Below are 23,037 nucleotides of genomic sequence, written 5' to 3'. Positions count from 1 at the left end.
CGATGAACGTCAGAGGTCGAAGTCGCCCGCAGCTTCCGGCTGGTACTCGACTGCCAGCAGCTTCAGTTTGAGGGTCTTGCCACCCGGCGCCGGCCAGTCGATCTGCTCACCCACCGACAGGCCCAACAGCGCACAGCCAATGGGCGCCAGGATCGAGACCTTGCCGTCAGCACCGGCATCCTTCGGGTACACTAGGGTCAGGTGGTAGTCCTTGCCGCTGGCCTCCTCGCGGCAATGCACGCGGGAGTTCATGGTCACCACGCCGGCTGGCACTTCCTCATGACCGACCACCTGCTCGGCGCGGTCCAGCTCGCCCTGGAGGGCGAGCACACCCGGGGTACTTTCGTCGAGGCTGTCGATCAGGCGCTCGAGACGCTGTACGTCCAATCGGGTGAGGATGAGGGAAGGCTTGGTGCTCATGATCCAGTCAGGCTCCTTGTGAACAGGCTGTTTTCATCGGACAGATAAAGCAAAACCCCGCCCAAGGGCGGGGTTTGTGGATGCTTTGGCGTCACCGACGCAGACCCCGACACTACCACAGACGGGCAAATACTCAACCCCGTGGGGTCAATGTGCCTGTGCCTGCTCGCGCAGCGCCTGGGCCTCGCGGCAGATCTGCCGGCGCCGTTCGTCGTCCGCCGAGCGCCATTCACGGATGTGCTCGACATGGCGGTGGCAGCCGGTACAAACCTTGTGCTCATCCAGTCGGCAAACGCTGATGCATGGCGACGGCACTGCGGGACTGACATTGCTGTACAGCGGCTTGGGCGGCCGCACCTGGGCGCTCATGTCAGATCTCGTCGAAGTCCAGCTTCTCGCCGGCCCGTTCCCAGACAATGCGCTCGAGCATCTCGCCGAGCAGCTCTTCGCTTTTCTCGCAGACCCACTTGCCGCTCTCTTCGTCATAATCGAAGTGGAACCCACCGGAACGGTCGGCCAGCCACAATTGGCGCAGCGGCTCCTGGCGGCTGAAGATCAGCTGGCTGCCGTTGTCGAACTTGATGGTCAGCACCCCTGCGGAATTCTCCATGTCCAAGTCCAGGTCGCTCTCGTCGAACAGGTCTTCCAGGGCCTGTTGGGTCGCGTCGACCAGATCATGGAAACGCGCTTCGCTCAAACTCATTGCAGGAACCTCGAAATTGGCTGCTTACAGGCAAGGCGGGCAAGATACGGGCGCTTGCCGTTGAATGCAAAGGTTTGCCGTGGCCTTCATTGGCCTCATCGCCGGCAAGCCGGCTCCTACAGTGCCTGCGCAAGGCGATTTCCGGCACCGGCAGCACACAAGGATAGCCCGCCCGACGGACCGGCTCTTGCATAGGCAATCCGCTGGTCGCTCGGTATACTCGGTCGCAATACTGCTTATTTCAAAGGATTTCACCCATGAAGCGCCTGATTTCCTCACTTGCGGCGCTGGTCGCTGTTGCCTGCCTCGTTTCGGCCTGCGGTCAGAAAGGCCCTCTGTACCTGCCTGAAGAAGGCAAGGACGGCAAAGGCAGCCACAAATCGCATCAGCACCAGCACGCTCAACCTGCGCCAATGCAAGAGCAGCAGCCAGAGCAGCCAATCGAGCCCGAGCAGACGCCAGAGCAGTAAGGAAATCAGATGAACGCTTTCAACTACCGCGACGGTGAACTGTTCGCGGAGGGCGTGGCCCTGTCGGCCATTGCCGAACGTTTCGGCACCCCTACCTACGTGTACTCGCGCGCCCATATCGAGGCTCAGTACCGCAGCTACACCGATGCCCTGCAAGGCGTCGAGCACCTGGTGTGCTTCGCGGTCAAGGCCAACTCCAACCTGGGCGTACTGAACGTCCTGGCGCGCCTGGGCGCGGGCTTCGACATCGTTTCCGGCGGTGAGCTGGAGCGTGTGCTGGCCGCGGGCGGCCGCGCCGATCGCGTGGTGTTCTCTGGCGTCGGCAAGACCCGCGAAGACATGCGCCGGGCACTGGAAGTCGGCGTGCACTGCTTCAACGTCGAATCCACCGACGAACTCGAACGCCTGCAAGTGGTGGCCGCCGAGATGGGCAAGGTCGCCCCGGTCTCGCTGCGGGTCAACCCGGACGTCGATGCCGGTACCCACCCGTACATCTCCACCGGCCTCAAAGAGAACAAGTTCGGCATCGCCATTGCCGATGCCGAAGCCATCTACGTGCGCGCCGCGCAGTTACCGAACCTGGAAGTGGTCGGCGTCGACTGCCATATCGGTTCGCAGCTGACCACCGTCGACCCGTTCCTCGATGCCCTCGACCGCCTGCTGGTGCTGGTCGACCGCCTTGCCGAGTGTGGTATCCACCTGCGCCATCTGGACCTGGGCGGCGGTGTTGGCGTGCGTTACCGTGACGAAGAGCCACCGCGGGTGGCCGACTACATCAAAGCCATCCGTGAGCGCGTGGGCGACCGCGACCTGGCATTGGTGTTCGAGCCGGGCCGCTACATCGTGGCCAACGCAGGTGTCCTGCTGACCCGCGTGGAATATCTCAAGCACACCGAACACAAGGACTTCGCCATCATCGATGCGGCGATGAACGACCTGATCCGCCCCGCCCTGTACCAGGCCTGGATGGGTGTCAGCGCGGTCAAGCCACGCGAGGGCAAAGGCCGGGCCTATGACCTGGTCGGGCCGATCTGCGAAACCGGCGACTTCCTGGCCAAGGACCGTGAGCTGAACCTGGCCGAGGGCGACCTGCTGGCCGTTCAGTCCGCGGGCGCCTATGGTTTCGTCATGAGCTCGAACTACAACACCCGTGGCCGTTGCGCGGAAATCCTGGTCGACGGCGATCAGGCTTTCGAAGTCCGCCGCCGCGAGACCATCGCCGAACTGTACGCTGGCGAAAGCCTGCTGCCGGAGTGAGCCCATGCTGCTGCGTTTTACCAAGATGCATGGGCTGGGCAACGACTTCATGGTCCTGGACCTGGTCAGCCAGCACGCCCACATCCAGCCTAAGCACGCCAAGCAATGGGGTGACCGCCATACCGGCATCGGTTTCGACCAGTTGCTGATCGTCGAGGCGCCGAACAATCCGGAAGTGGATTTCCGTTACCGCATCTTCAACGCTGACGGGTCCGAGGTTGAACAGTGTGGCAACGGCGCGCGCTGCTTCGCCCGCTTCGTGCTGGACAAGCGCCTGACTGCGAAGAAGCGCATCCGCGTCGAAACCAAAGGCGGGATCATCGAGCTGGACGTGCAGAACGATGGCCAGGTATGCGTCGACATGGGCCCGCCACGGTTCATCCCGGCCGAGATTCCCTTCATCGCCGAGCAACAGGCGCTGAGCTACTCGCTGGAGGTCGACGGCCGCGATTATTCGATTGCCGCCCTCTCCATGGGTAACCCCCATGCGGTGCTGCGTGTCGATGACGTACAAACGGCACCGGTGCATGAGCTGGGGCCGAAGATCGAAAATCATCCTCGCTTCCCACAACGGGTCAATGCCGGGTTCCTCCAGGTCATCGACCGTCATCGTGCCAACCTGCGAGTGTGGGAGCGCGGCGCGGGGGAAACCCAGGCCTGCGGCACCGGTGCTTGCGCTGCGGCGGTCGCTGCAATCAGTCAGGGGTGGATGGATTCTCCGATCACCCTCGACCTGCCTGGTGGACGCCTGAACATCGAATGGGCCGGCCCCGGCAAGCCTGTGTTGATGACCGGCCCCGCCGTGCGTGTCTACGAAGGACAGGTTCGTCTCTAAACGAGTAACCGCCATGACCGAACAGCCTAACGTTGTACCCCAGCAACCCAGCGAGCTCGATGCCGAAGCGGTGGTCACGTATTTGCGCGCCCACCCGACCTTCTTCGCCGAGCACGATGAGTTGCTGATGGAGCAGCGCATTCCGCATCAGCGTGGCGACAGCGTGTCGCTGGTAGAGCGTCAGCTCAAGCTGCTGCGCGACCGCAACATCGAGATGCGCCATCGCCTGTCGCAACTGATGGACGTGGCACGGGACAACGACCGACTGTTCGACAAGACCCGTCGGCTGATCCTCGACTTGCTGGATGCCGCCAGCCTCGAAGAAGTGGTGATGGCCGTCGAAGACAGCCTGCGCCAGGAATTCCAGGTGCCCTTCGTGAGCCTGATCCTGTTCGGGGAAAACGTCGCCCCAGTCGGACGCTGGGTCAGCAATGCCGAGGCCCAGCAGGCCATTGGCGGGCTGCTGGGCGGTGGCAAGACCGTCAGCGGCAACCTGCGCGAACACGAACTGGCCTTTCTGTTCGGTGAGGAGCAGCGTCACGAAGTCGGCTCCAGCGCCGTGGCCGCCCTTGAATACCAGGGGCTGCATGGGGTCCTGGCAATCGGCAGCCGTGACCCGCAACACTACAAGAGTAGTGTCGGTACGCTGTTCCTCGGCTACATCGCTGAGGTGCTTGGCCGCGTGGTTCCCCGTGTCACCCAGACCCTGCGCCCGGTGCGCTGATGGAGCGCCAGCTGGAGGCTTATTGCGCGTACCTGCGCAACGAGCGCCAAGTGTCCGACCACACCCTGCTGGGCTATCGCCGCGACCTCGCCAAGGTCATCCAATACTGCAAGAACCAAGGCATCGCCAGCTGGAATGAACTACAGATCCAGCAGCTTCGACAGCTGATCGCACGCCTGCATCACGATGGCCAATCCTCACGCAGCCTGGCGCGCTTGCTTTCAGCGGTGCGCGGACTGTATCGCTATCTGGTCCGTGAAGGCCTGTGCCAGCACGATCCCGCCAACGGCCTGGCACCGCCCAAGACCGAGCGACGCCTGCCCAAGGTACTGGACACCGACCGCGCCCTGCAGTTGCTGGAAGGAGGCGTGGACAATGACTTCATCGCCCGCCGCGACCAGGCCATTCTCGAGCTGTTCTATTCCTCTGGCCTGCGCCTGTCCGAGCTGACCAACCTCGACCTCGGACACCTCGACCTGGCCGCCGGCCTAGTGCAAGTGCTCGGCAAGGGCGGCAAGGCGCGCGTACTGCCGGTAGGCCGCAAGGCCCGTGAGGCCTTGCAGGAATGGTATCGACTGCGCGGCATCGGCAACCCTCGCGACGGCGCGGTGTTCATCACGCGTCAAGGTAACCGCCTGAGCCCACGAGCCATCCAGATGCGGGTAAAAGCCGCTGGCGAGCGCGAGCTTGGCCAACACCTGCATCCGCACATGCTTCGCCATTCTTTCGCAAGCCATGTGCTGGAGTCGTCCCAGGACCTGCGCGCGGTGCAGGAGATGCTCGGCCATGCCGACATCAGCACCACGCAGATCTACACCCACCTGGACTTCCAGCACCTGGCCGCGGTCTACGACAGCGCCCACCCTCGGGCCAAACGCAGCACAGGCACAGACTCATGAGCATCAAGCTGATCACCTTCGACCTTGACGATACTCTGTGGGACACCGCGCCGGTGATCGCCAGCGCGGAGGTGGTCCTGCGCGACTGGCTCGAAGCCAATGCCCCAATCCTCGGCGGTGTGCCTGTAGAACACCTGTTCGCCATCCGTGAGCGGCTGGTGGCGGCCGAACCAGGCCTCAAGCACCGCATCAGCGCGTTGCGTCGGCGCGTACTGTTCCATGCCCTTGAAGAAGTCGGCTACAGCGAAAAGCACGCCCAGGAGCTGGCAAACGAAGGGTTCGAAGTGTTCCTGCACGCGCGGCACCAGGTCGAGGTTTTCCCCGAGGTGCAGCCCGTGCTGGAAATCCTGCGTCACCACTACACCCTGGGAGTGGTGACCAACGGCAATGCCGACGTGAGCCGCCTGGGGCTGGCGGACTACTTCAAGTTTGCCCTGTGCGCCGAAGACCTTGGCATCGGCAAGCCGGACCCCGCACCGTTCGTGGAAGCGCTGCGCCGTGGCGAGGTTGACGCGAGCGCGGCGGTGCATATCGGTGACCACCCAGGCGATGACATTGCCGGGGCTCAGCGTGCTGGATTGCGCGCTGTGTGGTTCAACCCGCAGGGCAAGACCTGGGCCGGAGAAAACGCACCGGATGCCGAAATTCAACGACTGTCGCAGTTGCCCGACGTGATCGCGCGCTGGCGCTGACGCTCGCCCGCGCCTTCAGGCCTGACCACGGCCCACAAAAAAGCCCGCAGCGACGGCGGGCTTTTTTGCGTCAGCCACTCAGATAGGGCGGCTGCCGTACTTGTTGTCCGGCTTCTTGGGTGGATCGGCGACCACGTTGGCCTCGACCTCTTGAACCTTGCCACCACGGGCCAGGAACTCTTCCATGGCCTTGGCCAGGGCGTCACGTTCCTTCTGCTTGGCTTCCATGCTCGGCATCTCGTCTACCGAGACAGCCGACTTGGAGGATTTGCCCTTGGCAGTGGGTGCCGGGCTGCTGTCGTCATCGCCAGCATCTTCGGCGCCATCGTCAGCCGCAGCTTCGAGGCCCTCATCACCCTCGTCTTCGTCGCCTACTTCGAGGTCATCGTTTTCCAGATCGTCGTCGCTCATGTTCTACCTCATGACTTGCGAAAAGCAGGTTAGTTATAGACCAGTGCGCAGCCGTAGACCGGCTGTCACCAGTGAAAATTCAACTGGCCGTGGGTTGGCCACTGCCCTTGTGGCACCCGCTCCTGATGGGAGGCGGTACCAAACAGACCCTACTCCTGGCAGGGACTGACAAATTCTTCCGGACCCTGCTGGCCACACGCTATTGGCAAGCCTAGCAAAGGCTGGCGAAGCGTGTGGACTGCTCGTCAAACACCCTTCGGCGCGCATTCTAGCGCGCTCGCAGAAAAAGCAAAGCACCATGAATGCCCTGCATCTTGTAAGTATTCGCCCTACGTCGCGAACGTGAACGATAAACCGTTTGCACTGCTGGAAATGACGAATTTCAGGCAAAAAAATGCCCGGCGAACCGGGCAAGTTTTTCCAGCGTCGCGGTTACAGGTTGTAGCCGCGCTCGTTGTGTTGAGCCAGGTCGAGGCCGACCGACTCTTCTTCTTCGTTGACCCGCAGGCCCATCACCACGTCCAGCACCTTGAGGATGATGTAGGTGACGATAGCGGTGTAGACCACGGTGAAGATCACGCCCTTGGCCTGAATCCAGAGCTGTGCGCCGATATCGGTGACCGCGCCGAAGCCCCCCAGGGCCGGGGCTGCGAACACACCGGTCAGCAGTGCACCGATGATGCCGCCGATACCGTGCACACCGAAAGCATCCAGCGAGTCGTCGTAGCCCAGCTTGCGCTTGAGGGTGGTGGCGCAGAAGTAGCAGACCACGCCAGCGACCAGGCCGATCACCAGTGCGCCCATCGGACCAACGGTGCCGGCGGCAGGGGTGATGGCCACCAGGCCAGCCACCACACCCGAGGCGATGCCCAGGGCGCTCGGCTTACCGTGACCAATCCATTCGGCAAACATCCAGCCCAGCGCGGCAGCGGCGGTAGCGATCTGGGTAACCAGCATGGCCATGCCGGCAGTGCCGTTGGCAGCGGCGGCGGAGCCTGCGTTGAAGCCGAACCAACCGACCCACAGCATGGCAGCACCCATCAGGGTGTAGCCCAGGTTATGCGGTGCCATCGGAGTGGTTGGGTAGCCTTTGCGCTTGCCCAACACCAGGCAGGCCACCAGACCGGCGATACCGGCGTTGATGTGCACCACGGTGCCGCCCGCGAAGTCCAGCACGCCCCAGTCCCACATCAGCGCGCCGTCACCGCTCCAGACCATGTGCGCAATCGGCGCATAGACCAGGGTGAACCAGACGCCCATGAAGATCAGCATGGCGGAGAACTTCATGCGCTCGGCGAACGCACCGACGATCAGCGCCGGGGTGATGATGGCGAAGGTCATCTGGAAGGTGATGAACACTGCCTCAGGGAACAGCGCAGCGGCCGAGGTCAGGTTGCTGGGCGTGACACCGCTCAGAAACGCCTTGGAGAAGCCGCCGACGAAGGAATTGAAGTTGAGCACGCCCTTTTCCATACCTGTGGTATCGAAGGCCATGCTGTAGCCGTAGACGACCCAGAGAATGCTCATCAGGCCGGTGATGGCGAAGCACTGCATCATCACCGAGAGCACGTTCTTGGAACGCACCATGCCACCGTAGAACAGGGCCAGGCCTGGGATGGTCATGAACAGCACCAGCGCCGTCGCGGTCAGCATCCACGCGGTGTCGCCGGAGTTCAGCACTGGGGCAGCCTCCTCTGCCAGGGCGAGACCGGGCATTACGAGGGACAATAGGGCTCCTAGCCCTGCGATCTTACGCAGAGTCATTTGTTTTCTCCTGGGGCGTTGGGTTTGGTGAGGCTTTTTTTGTCGCTTTAGATCGCGTCGGTATCGGTTTCGCCGGTACGGATACGGATCGCCTGCTCCAGATTCACAACGAAGATCTTGCCGTCGCCGATCTTGCCGGTGTTGGCGGCCTTGGTGATGGCCTCGATCACTCGATCAAGGTCCTTGTCGTCGATGGCGACATCGATCTTCACCTTGGGCAGGAAGTCGACGACATACTCGGCGCCGCGATACAGCTCGGTGTGGCCTTTCTGCCGGCCGAAGCCCTTGACCTCGGTGACGGTGATGCCCTGCACGCCGATTTCCGACAGCGACTCGCGCACGTCGTCCAGCTTGAACGGCTTGATGATGGCTGTGACTAGCTTCATGAAACTCTCTCCCGATTTGGTGGACTTGCCCCAGGAAAACAAACCCGTCTCAAGTCTAAGCGCAGCGGTTGGCTTTGTAACGCGTCGTCGGCTCGTTCTTGCAACCGACTGACGTTTCGGTTGTGACGCAAGACCTTCCGGCTCCGCGTGCGCACTGCCTGGTCACAAGGAACTGCATCAGTGCATGGCTCGCAGTGGTCTTTGCAGAAACCTTGCCAGTTCCGATAAACCGCCAAAAAACAGCGTGTTGCGTAAAACAGTCGGAATTGGCCAGTCGCCAGCACTAAAAAGATGCACAATTTCGGTGCGCGCAGCCCTCGCACACTGCGCAAAAAGCGTGCAACCCAAGCAGTTCATCCCCGCCCTCTGTTGGGTCATGCTCGGCAGCGATCGACGGCGCCCTGAAGCAGCCAAACGCCCGCGTGCTACACTGCCGCTCTTTCTCGACGATTACCGGACAAGCCGAACATGCTCGCGCCAAAAGCTTTTCTCGACGCACTGAGCGACCAGGCCTCGCGCCTGTTCAACAGCGACACTGCCCAACCCCGCGCCGAACTGGAAAGCCAGTTCAAGGTGCTGATGCAAGGCGCTTTCAGCAAGCTGGACCTGGTCAGCCGCGACGAATTCGACAGCCAGATGGTCGTTCTGGCACGCACCCGTGCTCGCCTGGAGGCCCTGGAAAAGCAGGTCGCCGAGCTGGAAGCCCGCATGGCGTCTAACGCCCAGGAATAACCCCCGGCCAGCCCTGCTGGCCTTGCTCTACACCAAGGCGCGCGTGCGCTCGCGCCTGGCGGTCGATGCCGGAGGCGGTAACTCGTTGGGGTAAAGCGTTCCGCGAAACAGCGTTGCGCCGCAGAACGTGAGCAGTGTCCTGAACACGTTGTGCGAGTTGAGTATCGCGCTGCGGATACCTTCGACTTCCGGGTCGTCCGGCTGCAGCACGGCCGCCCTGCTTACCCACTCGATGGCGGCGAAGCGGCTTTGCTTGCGTGTGCCGTGTCCCTGCATCCAGGCCAGCCCCATGTGCGCGCAGGCACGCCCGGCGATGCAGGGATCCTCGTGCTGTACCAGTTCAAGCAAGTATCCGACGGCCTCTTCGCGCTCGACAGGTTCACCGAACTGGCGCAACAAGCTTCCCAGTTGCAGCCGCGCATGGGCATCTGTCTGCGCGTGGCCCATGGCATCGAGCAACAATCGCTTGACCGACAGCATCGCACCGCGCTCACTCAGGTCCTCATCAGCCATGCGCCGACAAGCCACCTCGTAGCTAGCCCGCGGGCTGCCCAAGGCCAGCGCACGCATCAACCAGCGCTGCGCGGCCCCGGCGTCCAGATAGCATTCCGGCGTGCCCTCCAGCCCTCCCCGATGCAGATCGTGAAGGCGCATGGCAGCGTCCGACAGCCCGCATTCGGCACATTGCTCGTCGAAGAAACGCGCGGGCTCGTACAACCGGGCTGCCCATAACAGACGCGGTACTTCCTGCATGTCGAAGCCCTGCCCTTGGCATTCCGATTGCCGGTTTACAGCGGCCTCCAACCATTCGCGGGCCTGCTCAAGGGACCGGACAAAGCCCCACAGCCCGAACTGACACCCTACAGCCCGCAGCGCACAGGCGGCCGCAAACATGCGGCTCTCGCACAGATGCTCGATGGCGATGCGCAGCGACTGCCTGTCGTCCTGCATGCCGTGCTGCACGACCAGGCAGGCGAAGGTGTAGAACGACTGCGCCCCGCCGCGCTCGAAGCAGTGGTCAGGGCTCAGGTCGACACAGGCTACGAAGTCGTCCATGGCACCGGCATGGTCACGCGACGTGTGCCAGCGCCATGTACCCCGTCGTGCCAGAAGCATGGCACGCTCCCTCGGCCTGAGTTCACGCGGCCACCAGTGGTCGAAGATACATTGCCATTGGCCGGTCTCCTGAGACTGCAGGGGGCCCGATAGCCGGAAGTCGCCTTCGAACTGCAGCGCGCGGATGGCGTTACGTTGGGCGTCCCCCCAACCTTGGCAAAACGGGCCGCTGACCAAATCTTCGAGCGCCTGCAGGCTCCCACCCCAACGGGGTAGCAGGTAGGTTGCATATGCCTCGACCGCCTCGAAGCAGCCGGCAAACCAGCGCAGAGCATGGCCCAGCCAATACTGCTGCGCACTTTCGTCCCAGCGCGCAGACCGCATGGCCAGGCAGGGTGGCAGGTACTGTGGCAGGTCGACTAAAGGTGCGAAGCCAAATCGGACCAGAAACGGTGCCGCTGCCTCCTGGATCTCCACGTCAGGGTGGGCACTGGGCCTGTAGCGTGCGGGCTTGCCATGTAGAAGCTCGTTCAGCCACCCCGGTTCACGGAAATGCGCGCTCATGTGCAGCATGCAGATGGCCGCTGCCACCGGCACGTTGGACAGCGCCATGGCCCGCAGCAGGTGCACCGCGCCGATTTCGCAGACCTGCTCGGCCGCCAGCCAACGCGCTTCGCTCACTTCGTCGGTGCCATCGCCCCCCTGTACATGGCGGGCACGATCAAGGCAGTGAAAACCCATGGCCACCCGCGGGTGATAGGCATTGGGGCAGGCCTGGATCCAGGCCTTGAGGAACTGGGTGAGAGCCTTGCCACCCTGGATGCCCGAACGGGCCTGCAGGTGCCATTCGAATGCCTCCAGATAAGCAGGACACTCACCAGGGGACGCCTGCAACCAGCGCGCTTCGAGAACGTTTAAGTAATCGTTGAGTTCAGGAAATGCATTGGCCTGCACCAGTTCGTGGATGTCCTGACGGGTGCGAGTGAGCGTTTGCACAGGGCTTTACCTTGTAAGTCCATTTTGACGAAGCCGCGTTGTCGTCCGGTGACAACGTCAGTGATCGTTGAACACTAAGCCATTGGCAAGCCCTGCGCAAAATTATTGGATCCTTAAGTTGCGGATTAAAACGCCCTGACTTTCGGAGACTCCAGGCCCACATGATGAGGCCCAGGAGGTGTCATGACGGGTCAACGCAACCCCAAAGCATTCAAGATCGAAGCGGTCAAGCAAGTAACTGAGCATAGCGAGCCCTAAGAGAGAGCCTGCTGAGCCTTGCTCATGGCGTTGCGCTACCGGGTCAAGGGATTTCATCCTGGTCGCTCAATCATTTCTCCTGCAGCACCGCCCTGCCCTTCACCGCCCGCGGCCCCCGCCAGGCCCAGAAAAGCAACCCTGGGAACGGTGCATAGACCACGAACACGATCCACAGCATCTTGCGCTCTGCGCGCCGGTCGCTGCCGATGATGTGCCAGATGGCAAAGATCTCAAGGATGATGACCAAGGCCGCGACAATGATCCAGATCGTTCCGATTTCCATAAGCACTCTCCTGCTGGCATGTATTCGATTGAGTCCCGGCCAGCTGTGAGGGTTCATTTCGATTTTCCTTCGAGCACATTGCTGTGCCTGCCGAATGCCACGACGGCACAGGCAACCTATCGTGGCCCGGCAGGTGCTCGGCCACCCTGCAAAACCTCGACGCACTCTTCTGCCGCCTCTCCTGCGCCGGCTCACTATGCTTGGCAGATGCCGCAGGATGCGGCGCCTTAAACGACAACGGAGCGTCCATGTCCCTAGCCCTCGTCCACAGTCGCGCCCAGGTGGGCGTGCAGGCACCTGCAGTCAGTGTCGAAACGCATCTGGCCAACGGCCTGCCCAATCTCACTCTGGTCGGCTTACCCGAAACCACGGTCAAGGAGAGCAAGGATCGAGTACGCAGCGCCATCGTCAATTCCGGCCTGGACTATCCCGCCAGGCGTATCACCCAGAACCTTGCCCCAGCCGATCTGCCCAAGGATGGCGGCCGTTATGACCTGGCCATCGCCTTGGGGATACTCGCCGCCAACGGCCAGGTACCGGTGCACGCCTTGAACGACATCGAGTGCCTGGGTGAGCTGGCGTTGTCCGGCAAATTACGGCCTGTGCAGGGGATACTGCCGGCCGCCCTGGCAGCGCGCGAAGCAGGTCGGGCCTTGGTGGTCCCGCAGGAAAACGCTGAAGAAGCCAGTCTGGCGGGTGGCCTGGTGGTCTACGCAGTGGGGCACCTTCTAGAGTTGGTCGCCCACCTCAACGGCCAGGTGGTGTTGCCGCCATATGCCGCCAATGGCCTGCTGCTGCAAAGTCGGCCCTACCCCGACTTGAGCGAAGTACAAGGCCAGGTCGCGGCCAAACGGGCACTGCTGCTGGCAGCCGCTGGCGCGCACAACCTGCTGTTCACCGGGCCACCCGGTACCGGCAAGACCTTGCTGGCCAGTCGCTTGCCAGGGCTGCTGCCGCCGCTGGACGAGCACGAAGCCCTGGAGGTCGCGGCTATCCAGTCGATCAGTGGGCACACGCCCCTGAAAAGCTGGCCGCAGCGTCCGTTCCGCCACCCCCATCACTCAGCATCCGGGCCTGCGCTGGTAGGCGGCGGTAGCCGGCCGCAACCCGGCGAAATCACGCTGGCGCACCATGGTGTGTTGTTTCTCGATGAGTTGCCAGAGTTCGAGCGACGGGTGCTTGAGGTTCTGCGTGAACCCTTGGAGTCCGGCGAGATCGTCATCGCCCGTGCCAAGGACAAAGTGCGCTTCCCTGCCCGTTTCCAACTGGTAGCGGCGATGAACCCCTGCCCTTGTGGCTACCTCGGCGATCCCTCAGGCCGCTGCCGCTGCAGCACAGAGCAGATCCAGCGCTACCGCAACAAACTGTCAGGCCCGTTGCTCGACCGCATCGACCTGCACCTGACTGTGGCGCGCGAAGCCACCACACTCGACAACCACCCCTGTGGCGACACCAGCGCCAAGGTCGCCCGTGTCGTGGCTGAGGCCCGCGAACGGCAGCAGCGCCGCCAGGGCTGCGCGAATGCCTTCCTCGACCTCGATGGCTTGCGCCGTCACTGCGAGCTCACTGCAGCTGACCAGGCCTGGCTGGAAAGCGCCTGCGAACGGCTGACCCTGTCGCTACGGGCTGCGCACCGCCTACTCAAGGTCGCGCGGACGCTGGCTGACCTGGACAGAACCGACTCGATAGCCAGGGCTCATTTGGCCGAAGCCCTCCAGTATCGCCCTGGCACCTGACTCATCGACGTGTGCAGATTCGCCGATGGGCGAAGTCAATGCAGGCCATAGTGGTATTTTATTTTGCGCGCTAATTAATTGAGCGCAATATTAACTCCAGGCAGCAAGCAGTCGTCACCCACCTCACTGAACCTGGAGAACGATCATGACCCTCAGCAAAGCACTCACCGCCGCCACCTTCGCCTTGGTCACCAGCACCGGCGCTTTCGCCCAGTCCGTCGAAGCCACGCCCTACCATTACGGCATGGCGCTGGATATTGCCCAGGTGATCGCCGTGCAAACGCCAGCCAACGCTCAAGGCCACACCACTAAAGCCACCCTGACCTACCGCGACAGCAATGGCCAAGTCCGCTCCTTGAGCTACAGCCAACCCAACACCAACCTGGCCAACCAGAATTGAGGCGACGCGCACGGACAGGCCGCTTGGGCGGCCTGGCTCGTGAACGTTCAACGCACGTTCAAGGCCAACGCAGCCTCGACCGCCTTCAGCAGTACGTCTTCATTGAACGGTTTGCCCAGGCAGGCTACCGCGCCATTGCGCTGGGAAGCTTCCAAGGCCGCATCATCCCAATGCGCCGACATGCAGATCACGGGCAGCTGCCAACCCAACCGGGCCAGCTCGCCCTGGACCTGCAAACCTGTCAGTCCAGGCATTCTCAAGTCCAGCAAGGCACACCCCGCCCCACGCGCCTGGGGCGAAGCCAGCAGCTGCGCACCCGACCCGAACAGCAAGGTGTCGAAGCCGGCCGAACGCAACAGGTTGGCCAGGCTTCTGCGCACGAAAGCATCGTCATCGACGATGCATACCGTTGCGCTCATGCAACGCCCTGGTCTTCAAGGCGGGGGCCGGCATCGATGACATGGTGCATGGCGACCAGCTCGACCAGCGAGCGCGACTGCATCTTGTTCATGATGTTCTTCTTGTGAACCTTGGTCGTCACTTCACTGGTACCGATGGTCTTGGCGATCTGTTTGTGCGTCAGCCCCCCTACCACCAGCGAGAACACTTGCCGCTCGCGCTGGGTCAGGCGCCGGTACTTTTCCCGGACCTGACGCGTATCCCACCATTTGCGCCCCTGCGCCAAGGCGCGCGCACGTACCGACCCCAGCAGCGTCAGCAGCTCGTACTCATCGAACGGCTTGGTGAGAAATTCAACAGCACCCGCACGCATGGCCTGAACGGTCATAGGGATGGTGCCGTAACCGGTCATGAACACGACCGGCCAGGGAACATCGAGCCTGCGCAGCGCCTGCTGCACGTCCAGGCCGCTGGCAGCCGGCAGGTTCATGTCCAGCAACAGGCAGGCGTAGGGTGTGTCGCAGGGTTGTTCGAGCAGTTCCTCCGCCGAGGCGTACAACCGATGAGGAATATTCTCGGCACGGAACAGCCGGCCCAGGGCCGTGCGTACCGACGGGTCGTCATCGACCACCAGCACCATCACGGCTTCGATGTCGTCCTGCGGCGGCCCAGCAGTGGCTGAAAGCGGCGATCTGCCTGGCGCCAACGCAGCCACATCGCTGGACACTTGCGCCGCCAGCCGGTAACCCCTGCGGGGAACGGTCTGGATCAGGCCCCGGTCACCAAAGGCTTTGCGCAGCAGCGAAATCTGCACCTGCAGGTTGTTGTCTTCCACCACTGTGCCGGCCCAGACCTGGCTGAACAGCTCGTCCTTGCACACCACCCGGCCGTTGGCCCGGATCAGCGTCGCCAGCACCTCGAACGCACGCCCACCCAAGGGCAGCGGTTTGCCGTCCAGAAACACTTCCCGCCGCTCCAGCGACACCTGGGCATTGCCTATACGGATCATGATCTTTTCGAATCTCGCGAGTCCGGGCGGTTGCGCAGCCCCGTGCAATCTAGGCCAGCATCCACATTCATACAATTATCCCGAGGGATAGGTTGGCCTTTGGACTATACAAGCCAGCGCCGCCACCCTGGGGCCGATTACGGTCAAGATGGTTCCCGATCCTGCCAAACCGGCCAGCCAGAGCGTGCGGGGCATTCGCGCTGCGTATACTCGCGCCCTTGGATGTCGCTAGCAGGGGTGCTTTATGCTCGATGAACGCCTTGCCTACAGGCCCATCGATTATGACCAGTCGATCGACGACGGCTGGCTGGGCCGCTGCGACATCACGCCTTTGGGGCAGGAAGGCGACCTGACCTACTTCCGTCTGCGCGACAGTGCGACGGGACAGGCCTGGGTAGCGATTCGCGCGGCCCTCGCAGCCCCTGCCGCCTGCCGGCGCCTCGAACGCAACTACCGCCTTCAGCTGGACCCGCAATGGGCTGTACTTCCCTCAGCCTTCGTCCGCTCCGCAGAAGGCCCGTTGCTGATCTATCCGGCAGGTCGCTCGATCAATGACCTTGCGGAGCTTGGCCCGATCACGCTATCGACGTTCCTCGACGTGGCGACCAACGCCGCCACGGCCTTGGCTCAGGCCCACGAGCGCAACGTGCTGCACGGTGCCCTGCAACCTCAGCATGTGTTCGTCCAGCACGACCTGGGCGTGAAGATCGGCGGCTTCCATGCCGATCCACCGGAGCTGGTCGGCGAACAGCAGACACCGGTAGGCAGTTGGGCTTACCTCGCCCCAGAGCAGGTCTGCCCCCATGGCAGCGTCAGCGACCGGCGCAGCGACATCTATGCCTTGGGCGCAATCCTCTACCAGCTGCTGCTGGGCGAACTGCCTCTGCTAGGCCGTGACATGTCGCACTGGCGCCAACTGCATGCTGGCGTGCAGCCCAGAACGGCCTGCGAAGTCGACGCCAAGGTGCCACGGGCACTTAGCCAAGTGCTGAACAAGGCGCTGGCCAAGGAACCCGATGCCCGCTACCAGAGTGCACGGGCGCTGGCGATCGACCTTGCCCATTGCCGCCGACATTACCCAGCCAAAGAGCCCCTCGATCACTTCACGCCTGGCTGCGCCGAACCGATATCACCCACCCGCGAGCGACTTCATGGACGCACGGCCGAGCTGAAAACCATCGGCCTACTGTTCAGGGCCCTGCGCCGGGACAGCAAGCCCCAAGTGCTGTTCGTCAACGGTGCCACCGGCATGGGCAAGTCCAGCCTGGTCCATGCCGCACTGAAGACTTACGCCGAGGGGTATTGGGCATCTGGCAAGTGCACCTGCCTGGAACAAGGCGCGCCTTATGCGCCGTGGCTGGACATACTGGGTTCGTTGGCCACGCAGCTGCTGGCCAAGAACAGCGAAGACCTGGCTTCCTTGCGACACAAGATCCTGCGTCGCCTCAAGGGACGCGGACGGCTGCTGGGCAAGCTCGCCCCTGACCTGCAATTGATCATCGGGCCCATGGCGGAATTGCCGGAAAAACCCACCCGCCTTGCGATGCAGAAAGAGCTGCGGGCGGTGGTCGAGTTTCTAGGGGTGTTCAGCCGGCCCGGCCAGCCTTTGGTGCTGTTTTTCGATGATGCGCAGTGGGCCGATAGCGCAACCCTGCACCTTTTAGCAGAACTGCTCGCGCAGCCGCCCGACAGCCTGTTGTTGATCCTCGCCCGGCGCAACGATCCAGCACCCGCCCATGCCCTACCGACTCGCCCCGAGGAAGTGCGCATCACGACCATCGAGCTACGCCCGATCTCCGTTGCGGCGGTGTCGGATCTGATCGGCGAGCGCTACCATGTGCCGCCCGAAGAGGCGATACAGGTCGCACGACTGGTGCACGCCAAGACCGCCGGCAACCCGTTCTTCATCAACCAGATCCTGCAGGTCATGGTCGAAGATGGCCTGCTCACCTTCGACACCCAGACCATGCGCTGGACGTGGTCCTTACAGGCCGTGTCGCAGCATCGCTACGCCGACAACGTCGCCGACCTGATGGTCGATCGCCTGACACGCCTGCCGGTTGCCCAACGCGATGTGCTGCGCCTTGCCAGTGCTGCAGGCGGCCGTTGCGACGAGCGCTTGCTTGAAAAGACGCTGCCTTGCGGCGTACCCCGTCTCGGTGAACGGCTAAAGGCACTGGTCGACGCGGGCTTTCTGCTGCCCAGCCAGAAAGGCCTGTGCTTCGCCCATGACCGGGTCATGCAAGCTGCCTACGAACTGACCCCAGAGTGCGAACGAGCTGCGCAACATGCACGTATCGCCAAGGCCATGCGCGAGGTTTGGCAGGACGACCTGCACAATGCCGTGCTCGATATCGCCAACCAGGTGCAACGCGCCAGCCTGCAGGCCTTCGAAGCAGATGAATACTCAACGTTCCTGACGATGCTGGAGGACGCCGCGCTTCGGGCCCGCGATGACGCCTCATACGCGCAAGCCGCCAGCTACCTGGCAGCCGGTGAAGCCCTGCTGAGGCAAAGCTGCGAATCAGCAACGTACAGGGCCAAGGCCTTCACCTTCGCCGCCCTGGCGGCGGAGTGCGACATGCTGATGTCGCGCATGCCCGAAGCCGAAGCACACATCGCCCAATGCCGACAACGCGCCAGCACACCCCTGCTGCACGCCCGCGCCTACCGGCTGGAGGCACGGTTGCACACTTTGCGTTCCGACTATGAAACCGCCATCGATGCAGCCCTGACAGGCCTTGGTCTGCTGGGTATCTCGCTGGCACGCGGCAACGATAGGCACATGGTCGAGAGCGAATATGCACGGATACGCGGCCTGATCGAGCAGCAAGGTCGCCACTGCCTCGAATCGCTGCCCAAGGCCGAAGCCGAGCACGCGATCGTCGCGATAGAACTGCTGGCGACGCTCTCTTCGTCGTTCTTCGTGGAGGATGACCTGTGCTGCCTGCACCTGGCCAAGATCATGGAGCTGACCCTGGCATATGGCGTGGCCCCTGGCAGCACTTATGGGCTGGCCTGGTTCGGGGTCATGAATGCCGAACGCTTCGCCGCCTATCATGATGGGCACGCCTACTGCCTGGCCGCGCTCAAGTTGATCGAGCGACAGGGGTTCGAGGCCGACCTGACCAGCGCCCTGCTCGCGCTGGACCAAGTCAGTGCCTGGACCGCCCCGATGGAGTTCGCCCGACGCACCGCACTCGAAGCCATCGATTCGGCGCGCCTGAGCGGCGACCTGGCCATGGCCTGCTATGCCTGCAACCACCTGGTGTCGGATTCGCTGTTCATGGGCCACCATCTGCAAACAGTCGCTGCCGAGGTAGAACAGGGCCTCGACACCGTGCGCCGTTACGGCTATCGGGATATCGAACGCATCCTCCTGGCGCAACAACACTTCGTTGCCAACATGAGCACTGCCGAACCTTGCCGCAGTGGCTTGACGTCAGGCACGACAGCGACCCTCACGCACGAACTCGGCACCTCCCGAACGACGCGGTTCTTCCAGGCGCTGTTCAACGGTATGTCCGCGTTCTACCTGGGCGATATACGCCAGGCGATCGTAAGCCTGGACGAAGCCGGAACACATGCCTGGGCTGCCCCGGCGCATATCAACCTGGCCGACTACCAGCTGTTTCGCGGTCTGGCGCTGGGCAGCCCAGAAGCGCCTGGCACACCCGAGATGAAACGCAAGACCTTGGACGAACTGCGCGAGCGCTTCGCGCAATGGGCCGAGTTCAACCCCATCACGTTCCGTAACAAGCTGTTGTTGATCGAAGGCGTCATCGCCAAGCTTAACGGTGACGGCCTGGCAGCCATACGCTGCTTCGACCAGGCCCAGATCGCCGCCACTGCCGCCGGCTTCATTCACGAACAGGCGCTCGCCCACGAACAGTTGGCCGAAGTGTGCATCCCCAGCGGCCTGATCTCCGGTGCCAACCTGCACCTGCGACTTGCACGCGACTGCTTCCACATTTGGGGTGCGACAGGCAAGGTCCGCCAGTTGGAGACCTTGCACCCATTCCTGCGAACTCAACCGGTGCAGGAAACCTACCGCGCCTCCAGCCAGGCCCGGCTGGACCTGGAAGTGGGCATCGAAGCCGCGCGAGCGCTGTCCGAAGAAGTGCTGCTCGAAGGGCTGATCGAAACCCTGATGGGCCACCTGACCCAGCATTCCGGTGCCGACCATGGTGCCCTGCTGATCGTCAGCGGTGCCGAGTTCCAGATGGCAGCACTGTCCTATATCGACGACGCGGGCCTGCATGTCCGGCTGGATGACTGCCAGACGTTCAGGACCCAGGCGCCACTGTCGATCATCAATGCCACCATGCGTACCAAGAAGCCCTTGACGCTCAACGACGCAGCGAACGATTGCCCGGAAGCCTTTCGCCCGGAGCTTCAGGCCCGCGGCGCGCGATCCGTGCTGTGCCTGCCCCTGGTGATCCAGGGCGTGCTGATCGGCCTGGTCTACCTGGAAAACCGTCTGGTGCCCAACCTGTTCGGCAGCCAGCGTCTGGCCATGCTGGAAATCCTCGCCTCACAGGCGGCGGTGTCGCTGCAGACCGCCAAGTTCTATACACGCCTGGCCGAGGACAATCAGGCCCGCGCCCAGATGGAAGCCGAACTGCGTCGGTCGCGCGCCGAACTGGCCCGCAGCGCGCACCTGCAGGTGATGAACGAACTGTCGGCGTCCATTGCCCACGAAATCAGCCAACCGCTGCTGGGCATAGCCTCCAACGCCGCGGCCAGCCTTCGTTGGCTCAAGCGCGGTGAGCCTGACCTGGCCGAAGCCATCGCCGGCCTGGAAGACATCCGTGCTGACAGCGAGCGGGCCGCGAACATCGTCCAGGCGTTGCGCTCGTTGGCCAAACAGTCACCGATGCAGCGCAAGGCCATGAATCTCGATGAGCTAGTCGTTGAAGTGGTCCGCCTGACCTCCGCCGATGCCCTCAAGTGTGGGGTGCAGGTGAGTACCCAATTGCACGCGGCAGTGAGCGTCATGGCAGATCCGGTGCAGTTGCAACAATTGGTGTACAACCTGATCACCAATGCCCTGGAAGCCCTGGCGGGTTACCGCAGTGACGGCGTGCTACGCATTGTCTCGACAGTGGTGGGCGATACGGTGGAAATCTGCGTGGATGACAACGGCCCAGGCATAGCGCCAGAAGAACGGGAGCGTGTGTTCGGGGCTTTCTACACGTCCAAGTCGGGTGGATTGGGCATGGGGCTGGCGATCTGCAATTCAGTGGTGCAGGCCCACGGCGGGCGCTTGCAAGCTTTGGTGTCGGAGCTGGGGGGATGCCGGATCAGATTCAGCGTACCGATCCAGCCTCCCCTCGCGTAGCCACCGGCTAGCCGGCGACTGGGTAAGGTCAGCGGGCGCTCAGGGCCGCATAGCTGTTCATCAGGTTGCGGTAGTTGGGAATACGCTGCGACAGCAGGTTACCCAGGCCTTCGATATCGTTGCGCCAGTCACGGTGCAGCTCACAGGCCACCGAGAACCAGTTCATCATCTGCGCGCCCGCCTCGGTCATGCGTACCCAAGCAGCCTGCTGCACGGTTTCGTTGAAGGTGCCCGAGGCGTCGGTCACCACGAACACCTCGAAGCCCTCGGCCAGCGCCGACAGGGTCGGGAACGCCACGCAGACGTCAGTCACTACACCCGCGATGATCAGTTGCTTGCGGCCGGTCGCCTTGATCGCCTTGACGAAGTCTTCGTTGTCCCAGGCATTGATCTGCCCCGGACGTGCGATGTAGGGAGCATCCGGGAACATTTCCTTGAGCTCTGGCACCAGCGGGCCGTTAGGGCCTTGCTCGAAGCTGGTGGTGAGGATGGTTGGCAAGCCGAAGAACTTGGCCAGATCGCCCAGGGCCAGCACATTGTTCTTGAACTCGTTGGGGGAAAAATCCTGCACCAGCGAGATCAGGCCGGTCTGGTGGTCGACCAGCAGTACGACTGCGTCGTCTTTGTTCAGGCGCTTGTAGTCTGGTTGGCTCATGAGTGTGACTCCTTGGGTTGGGTGAACGGGGCCGGTACTGTCCCTATGTGGCTATACCGACGGATACTTTCGGCTTAAGGATGTGCGCCGAGGGGCTCGGCCTTGGCTGCCTGACGCCAGGCTTTGGGCGGTTGTCCGACCAGACGGCTGAATGCACGGGTGAAGTGGGCCTGATCGCAAAAACCGCACTCCAGGCTCACATGGGTGATCGGCGCCTCGGTGGCCAGCAGGCGCTTGGCCTTTTCCATCCGCGCCAGCAAACGCCATGCCTGGGGCGAGAGACCCGTGGTGACCTTGAAGGCGCGCGAGAAGTGACTGCGGGTGAGGTTGCACACCCCGGCAATCTCGATGATCGACAACGAGCTGCGCAGCATCAGCTCCTTGGCCTGATGCAGGCGGGCGGGGGTCAGGGCGCCGGGAGGGCAAGGGTCCGGGTGCATGGCGACTCTCCTGTTCAATGGAGAAAGTCTCGCGCCCGGAGCATGACAAAGTCCTGAGCCGAACCTTAATAGTTCTTAAACCTGCACTACTGGCCCTCCCTGCCAGACCGATAACCTAAGATGAGTTTCGTGTTCAGTAGTCGGCCCCTGAACGGGCCCGTATCAAGGCGAGAAAGGCATGCAGGAAAATCGTGCTCACCGCACCGTGGCCATGGTGTTGTTCAATGATGTGCTGTTGCTGGATGTCACCGGCCCGCTGGATGCCTTTGCCATCGCCAACCGGTTCTTACCGGAGGATCGACACTATCGCTTGATCACGGTGGCCGAAGGGCACGCCGCGATTCGCGGATCCTGTGGGTTGAAGGCCCTGGCCGATGCGCCCCTCGAAGACTTGCCCGAGGCGGTCGACCTGCTGCTGGTGCCGGGTGGACCGGGGGCCTACGATGTCGCCTTGCCCGCACTGGAGCGCTGGTTACCCCAGGCGGCGCGTAGCGCCAGACGGTTCGGTGCCATCTGCACGGGCGTCTTCCTGCTGGGGCGTGCCGGGTTGCTGGACGGTTATCGATGCACGACTCACTGGAACTACGTAGAGCGCCTGGCCCGGGCCTTTCCCGAAGCGAAAGTGGAAACCGAGCAGATCTACGTCATGGACCGCAATTTGATCACTTCCGGCGGCATCACCGCGGGTATCGACCTGGCATTGGCCGTGGTGGCGGAAGACCACGGCAAGTCGCTTGCCCTGGAGGTGGCGAAGGTGTTGCTGGTAGCCCGCCATCGCCAGGGCGGGCAGACGCCGTATGGGCCGCTGTTGGCAGCTGTACCTCGGGACGACACCCCCATCGCCCGCGCTCAGGCCTACATCGTCGACCATATCGAGCAACCCTTCACGGTGCAGAAAATGGCTGAGCGGGTGGCCATGAGCAGCCGCAACTTCGCCCGTGCTTTCCAGCGCGAAGTCGGCATCACACCCATGCAGTACCTGCAGAATGCCCGTATAGACCGGGCGCGCAAGCTGCTGGAAGAGAGCGACCTGCCATTGAAAGTCGTGGCGGCACAATGCGGATTCAGCAGCGACCGGCACATGCGCAAAGTATTTTGCGAGCGAATCGGCATGACGCCGGCGCAGTATCGGGCGCAGTTTGGCGGGCATTGATTGTCTTCCATGATGGGA

The 23,037-nt window shown here is 62.8% G+C and carries 23 protein-coding genes; 11 read left to right on the top strand and 12 right to left on the bottom strand.

Going from position 1 to position 23,037, the window contains the following annotated elements:
• Positions 1 to 9: 9 nt before the first annotated feature.
• From rnk to cyaY, 3 genes are all read right to left on the bottom strand, one after another.
• Positions 10 to 420: a nucleoside diphosphate kinase regulator gene (gene rnk, locus H620_RS0119155; protein WP_023378114.1), complete on the bottom strand. Its 411-nt coding sequence runs from the start codon at positions 418 to 420 to the stop codon at positions 10 to 12.
• A 147-nt stretch (positions 421 to 567) separates the two neighbouring features.
• Complete coding sequence (locus tag H620_RS0119150) at positions 568 to 789, bottom strand: DUF1289 domain-containing protein (RefSeq protein ID WP_023378112.1); 222 nt, start codon at positions 787 to 789, stop codon at positions 568 to 570.
• 1 nt (position 790) lies between these two features.
• Positions 791 to 1,123, bottom strand: a complete 333-nt coding sequence (gene cyaY / locus H620_RS0119145; RefSeq protein ID WP_023378111.1) for an iron donor protein CyaY — start codon at positions 1,121 to 1,123, stop codon at positions 791 to 793.
• A 257-nt stretch (positions 1,124 to 1,380) separates the two neighbouring features.
• Here cyaY and lptM point away from each other — a divergent pair, with 257 nt between their 5' ends.
• From lptM to H620_RS0119115, 6 genes are read left to right on the top strand one after another with little or no spacing between them, the layout of a single operon-like run.
• Complete coding sequence (gene lptM, locus H620_RS25995) at positions 1,381 to 1,593, top strand: LPS translocon maturation chaperone LptM (protein ID WP_023378110.1); 213 nt, start codon at positions 1,381 to 1,383, stop codon at positions 1,591 to 1,593.
• Positions 1,594 to 1,602: 9 nt separating this feature from the next.
• The gene (lysA, locus tag H620_RS0119135; RefSeq protein ID WP_023378109.1) at positions 1,603 to 2,850 is read left to right on the top strand and encodes a diaminopimelate decarboxylase; all 1,248 of its coding nucleotides are present in this window, start codon (positions 1,603 to 1,605) and stop codon (positions 2,848 to 2,850) included.
• Between the two features lie 4 nt (positions 2,851 to 2,854).
• Positions 2,855 to 3,685, top strand: a complete 831-nt coding sequence (dapF, locus tag H620_RS0119130) for a diaminopimelate epimerase (protein WP_027907882.1) — start codon at positions 2,855 to 2,857, stop codon at positions 3,683 to 3,685.
• A gap of 13 nt (positions 3,686 to 3,698) precedes the next feature.
• On the top strand, positions 3,699 to 4,409 hold the full coding sequence (locus tag H620_RS0119125; protein WP_027907881.1) for a DUF484 family protein: 711 nt from the start codon (positions 3,699 to 3,701) through the stop codon (positions 4,407 to 4,409).
• A complete protein-coding gene (xerC, locus tag H620_RS0119120) occupies positions 4,409 to 5,308 on the top strand; it encodes a tyrosine recombinase XerC (protein ID WP_023378106.1) in 900 nt (299 codons plus the stop codon). The genes H620_RS0119125 and xerC overlap by 1 nt, the downstream gene beginning before the upstream one ends.
• Positions 5,305 to 6,000 (top strand): HAD family hydrolase, encoded by a 696-nt coding sequence (locus tag H620_RS0119115; protein ID WP_023378105.1) that lies wholly within the window; start codon positions 5,305 to 5,307, stop codon positions 5,998 to 6,000. The genes xerC and H620_RS0119115 overlap by 4 nt, the downstream gene beginning before the upstream one ends.
• Before the next feature lie 78 nt (positions 6,001 to 6,078).
• On the opposite strand, the gene sutA is transcribed toward H620_RS0119115, so the two are convergent.
• From sutA to glnK, 3 genes are all read right to left on the bottom strand, one after another.
• Positions 6,079 to 6,411 carry a transcriptional regulator SutA gene (gene sutA / locus H620_RS0119110; RefSeq protein WP_023378104.1) on the bottom strand — a complete coding sequence of 111 codons (333 nt, stop codon included), beginning with the start codon at positions 6,409 to 6,411 and terminating at the stop codon, positions 6,079 to 6,081.
• A gap of 432 nt (positions 6,412 to 6,843) precedes the next feature.
• Positions 6,844 to 8,175, bottom strand: a complete 1,332-nt coding sequence (locus tag H620_RS0119105) for an ammonium transporter (RefSeq protein ID WP_023378103.1) — start codon at positions 8,173 to 8,175, stop codon at positions 6,844 to 6,846.
• Positions 8,176 to 8,222: 47 nt separating this feature from the next.
• Positions 8,223 to 8,561: a P-II family nitrogen regulator gene (gene glnK, locus H620_RS0119100; protein ID WP_002555808.1), complete on the bottom strand. Its 339-nt coding sequence runs from the start codon at positions 8,559 to 8,561 to the stop codon at positions 8,223 to 8,225.
• Between the two features lie 468 nt (positions 8,562 to 9,029).
• Between glnK and H620_RS0119095 the strand changes: the two genes are divergently transcribed.
• Positions 9,030 to 9,293 (top strand): accessory factor UbiK family protein, encoded by a 264-nt coding sequence (locus H620_RS0119095; RefSeq protein ID WP_027907880.1) that lies wholly within the window; start codon positions 9,030 to 9,032, stop codon positions 9,291 to 9,293.
• A 27-nt stretch (positions 9,294 to 9,320) separates the two neighbouring features.
• Here H620_RS0119095 and H620_RS0119090 read toward each other — a convergent pair whose 3' ends face one another.
• Together H620_RS0119090 and H620_RS0119085 are read right to left on the bottom strand one after the other, a co-directional pair.
• Positions 9,321 to 11,345 carry a DUF4034 domain-containing protein gene (locus H620_RS0119090; protein ID WP_027907879.1) on the bottom strand — a complete coding sequence of 675 codons (2,025 nt, stop codon included), beginning with the start codon at positions 11,343 to 11,345 and terminating at the stop codon, positions 9,321 to 9,323.
• 328 nt (positions 11,346 to 11,673) lie between these two features.
• Entirely contained in the window at positions 11,674 to 11,886 is a 213-nt protein-coding gene (locus H620_RS0119085; protein ID WP_023378100.1) for a PLDc N-terminal domain-containing protein, read from the bottom strand.
• A 248-nt stretch (positions 11,887 to 12,134) separates the two neighbouring features.
• Here H620_RS0119085 and H620_RS0119080 point away from each other — a divergent pair, with 248 nt between their 5' ends.
• Both H620_RS0119080 and H620_RS0119075 read left to right on the top strand, forming a co-directional pair.
• Positions 12,135 to 13,622, top strand: coding sequence for a YifB family Mg chelatase-like AAA ATPase (locus H620_RS0119080; protein ID WP_023378099.1), 1,488 nt, complete (start codon positions 12,135 to 12,137; stop codon positions 13,620 to 13,622).
• Between the two features lie 145 nt (positions 13,623 to 13,767).
• Entirely contained in the window at positions 13,768 to 14,022 is a 255-nt protein-coding gene (locus H620_RS0119075) for a DUF2790 domain-containing protein (RefSeq protein ID WP_027907878.1), read from the top strand.
• Between the two features lie 47 nt (positions 14,023 to 14,069).
• Here the strand turns inward: H620_RS0119075 and H620_RS0119070 are convergent, their stop codons facing one another.
• Positions 14,070 to 14,441, bottom strand: coding sequence for a response regulator transcription factor (locus H620_RS0119070; protein ID WP_023378096.1), 372 nt, complete (start codon positions 14,439 to 14,441; stop codon positions 14,070 to 14,072).
• Positions 14,438 to 15,430: a response regulator gene (locus tag H620_RS0119065; RefSeq protein WP_023378095.1), complete on the bottom strand. Its 993-nt coding sequence runs from the start codon at positions 15,428 to 15,430 to the stop codon at positions 14,438 to 14,440. The genes H620_RS0119070 and H620_RS0119065 overlap by 4 nt, the downstream gene beginning before the upstream one ends.
• A gap of 244 nt (positions 15,431 to 15,674) precedes the next feature.
• Between H620_RS0119065 and H620_RS0119060 the strand changes: the two genes are divergently transcribed.
• Positions 15,675 to 20,771: a trifunctional serine/threonine-protein kinase/ATP-binding protein/sensor histidine kinase gene (locus H620_RS0119060; RefSeq protein ID WP_027907877.1), complete on the top strand. Its 5,097-nt coding sequence runs from the start codon at positions 15,675 to 15,677 to the stop codon at positions 20,769 to 20,771.
• A gap of 28 nt (positions 20,772 to 20,799) precedes the next feature.
• Here H620_RS0119060 and ycaC read toward each other — a convergent pair whose 3' ends face one another.
• Complete coding sequence (gene ycaC, locus H620_RS0119055; RefSeq protein WP_023378093.1) at positions 20,800 to 21,426, bottom strand: isochorismate family cysteine hydrolase YcaC; 627 nt, start codon at positions 21,424 to 21,426, stop codon at positions 20,800 to 20,802.
• A 74-nt stretch (positions 21,427 to 21,500) separates the two neighbouring features.
• Positions 21,501 to 21,884 carry a helix-turn-helix domain-containing protein gene (locus H620_RS0119050; protein WP_256584464.1) on the bottom strand — a complete coding sequence of 128 codons (384 nt, stop codon included), beginning with the start codon at positions 21,882 to 21,884 and terminating at the stop codon, positions 21,501 to 21,503.
• Between the two features lie 160 nt (positions 21,885 to 22,044).
• On the opposite strand from H620_RS0119050, the gene H620_RS0119045 reads away from it, so the two are divergent.
• Entirely contained in the window at positions 22,045 to 23,019 is a 975-nt protein-coding gene (locus H620_RS0119045; protein ID WP_023378091.1) for a GlxA family transcriptional regulator, read from the top strand.
• Positions 23,020 to 23,037 lie beyond the last annotated feature (18 nt).

Source organism: Pseudomonas taiwanensis DSM 21245 (assembly GCF_000425785.1).
Taxonomy (GTDB): domain Bacteria; phylum Pseudomonadota; class Gammaproteobacteria; order Pseudomonadales; family Pseudomonadaceae; genus Aquipseudomonas; species Aquipseudomonas taiwanensis.
This window is presented reverse-complemented; position numbering and strand designations above follow the sequence as displayed.

Coding starts and splice junctions, on each gene's coding strand:
- rnk (WP_023378114.1), bottom strand. CDS start 420: ATGAGCACCAAGCCTTCCCTCATCCTCACCCGATTGGACGTACAGCGT.
- H620_RS0119150 (WP_023378112.1), bottom strand. CDS start 789: ATGAGCGCCCAGGTGCGGCCGCCCAAGCCGCTGTACAGCAATGTCAGT.
- cyaY (WP_023378111.1), bottom strand. CDS start 1,123: ATGAGTTTGAGCGAAGCGCGTTTCCATGATCTGGTCGACGCGACCCAA.
- lptM (WP_023378110.1), top strand. CDS start 1,381: ATGAAGCGCCTGATTTCCTCACTTGCGGCGCTGGTCGCTGTTGCCTGC.
- lysA (WP_023378109.1), top strand. CDS start 1,603: ATGAACGCTTTCAACTACCGCGACGGTGAACTGTTCGCGGAGGGCGTG.
- dapF (WP_027907882.1), top strand. CDS start 2,855: ATGCTGCTGCGTTTTACCAAGATGCATGGGCTGGGCAACGACTTCATG.
- H620_RS0119125 (WP_027907881.1), top strand. CDS start 3,699: ATGACCGAACAGCCTAACGTTGTACCCCAGCAACCCAGCGAGCTCGAT.
- xerC (WP_023378106.1), top strand. CDS start 4,409: ATGGAGCGCCAGCTGGAGGCTTATTGCGCGTACCTGCGCAACGAGCGC.
- H620_RS0119115 (WP_023378105.1), top strand. CDS start 5,305: ATGAGCATCAAGCTGATCACCTTCGACCTTGACGATACTCTGTGGGAC.
- sutA (WP_023378104.1), bottom strand. CDS start 6,411: ATGAGCGACGACGATCTGGAAAACGATGACCTCGAAGTAGGCGACGAA.
- H620_RS0119105 (WP_023378103.1), bottom strand. CDS start 8,175: ATGACTCTGCGTAAGATCGCAGGGCTAGGAGCCCTATTGTCCCTCGTA.
- glnK (WP_002555808.1), bottom strand. CDS start 8,561: ATGAAGCTAGTCACAGCCATCATCAAGCCGTTCAAGCTGGACGACGTG.
- H620_RS0119095 (WP_027907880.1), top strand. CDS start 9,030: ATGCTCGCGCCAAAAGCTTTTCTCGACGCACTGAGCGACCAGGCCTCG.
- H620_RS0119085 (WP_023378100.1), bottom strand. CDS start 11,886: ATGGAAATCGGAACGATCTGGATCATTGTCGCGGCCTTGGTCATCATC.
- H620_RS0119080 (WP_023378099.1), top strand. CDS start 12,135: ATGTCCCTAGCCCTCGTCCACAGTCGCGCCCAGGTGGGCGTGCAGGCA.
- H620_RS0119075 (WP_027907878.1), top strand. CDS start 13,768: ATGACCCTCAGCAAAGCACTCACCGCCGCCACCTTCGCCTTGGTCACC.
- H620_RS0119070 (WP_023378096.1), bottom strand. CDS start 14,441: ATGAGCGCAACGGTATGCATCGTCGATGACGATGCTTTCGTGCGCAGA.
- H620_RS0119065 (WP_023378095.1), bottom strand. CDS start 15,430: ATGATCCGTATAGGCAATGCCCAGGTGTCGCTGGAGCGGCGGGAAGTG.
- H620_RS0119060 (WP_027907877.1), top strand. CDS start 15,675: ATGCTCGATGAACGCCTTGCCTACAGGCCCATCGATTATGACCAGTCG.
- ycaC (WP_023378093.1), bottom strand. CDS start 21,426: ATGAGCCAACCAGACTACAAGCGCCTGAACAAAGACGACGCAGTCGTA.
- H620_RS0119045 (WP_023378091.1), top strand. CDS start 22,045: ATGCAGGAAAATCGTGCTCACCGCACCGTGGCCATGGTGTTGTTCAAT.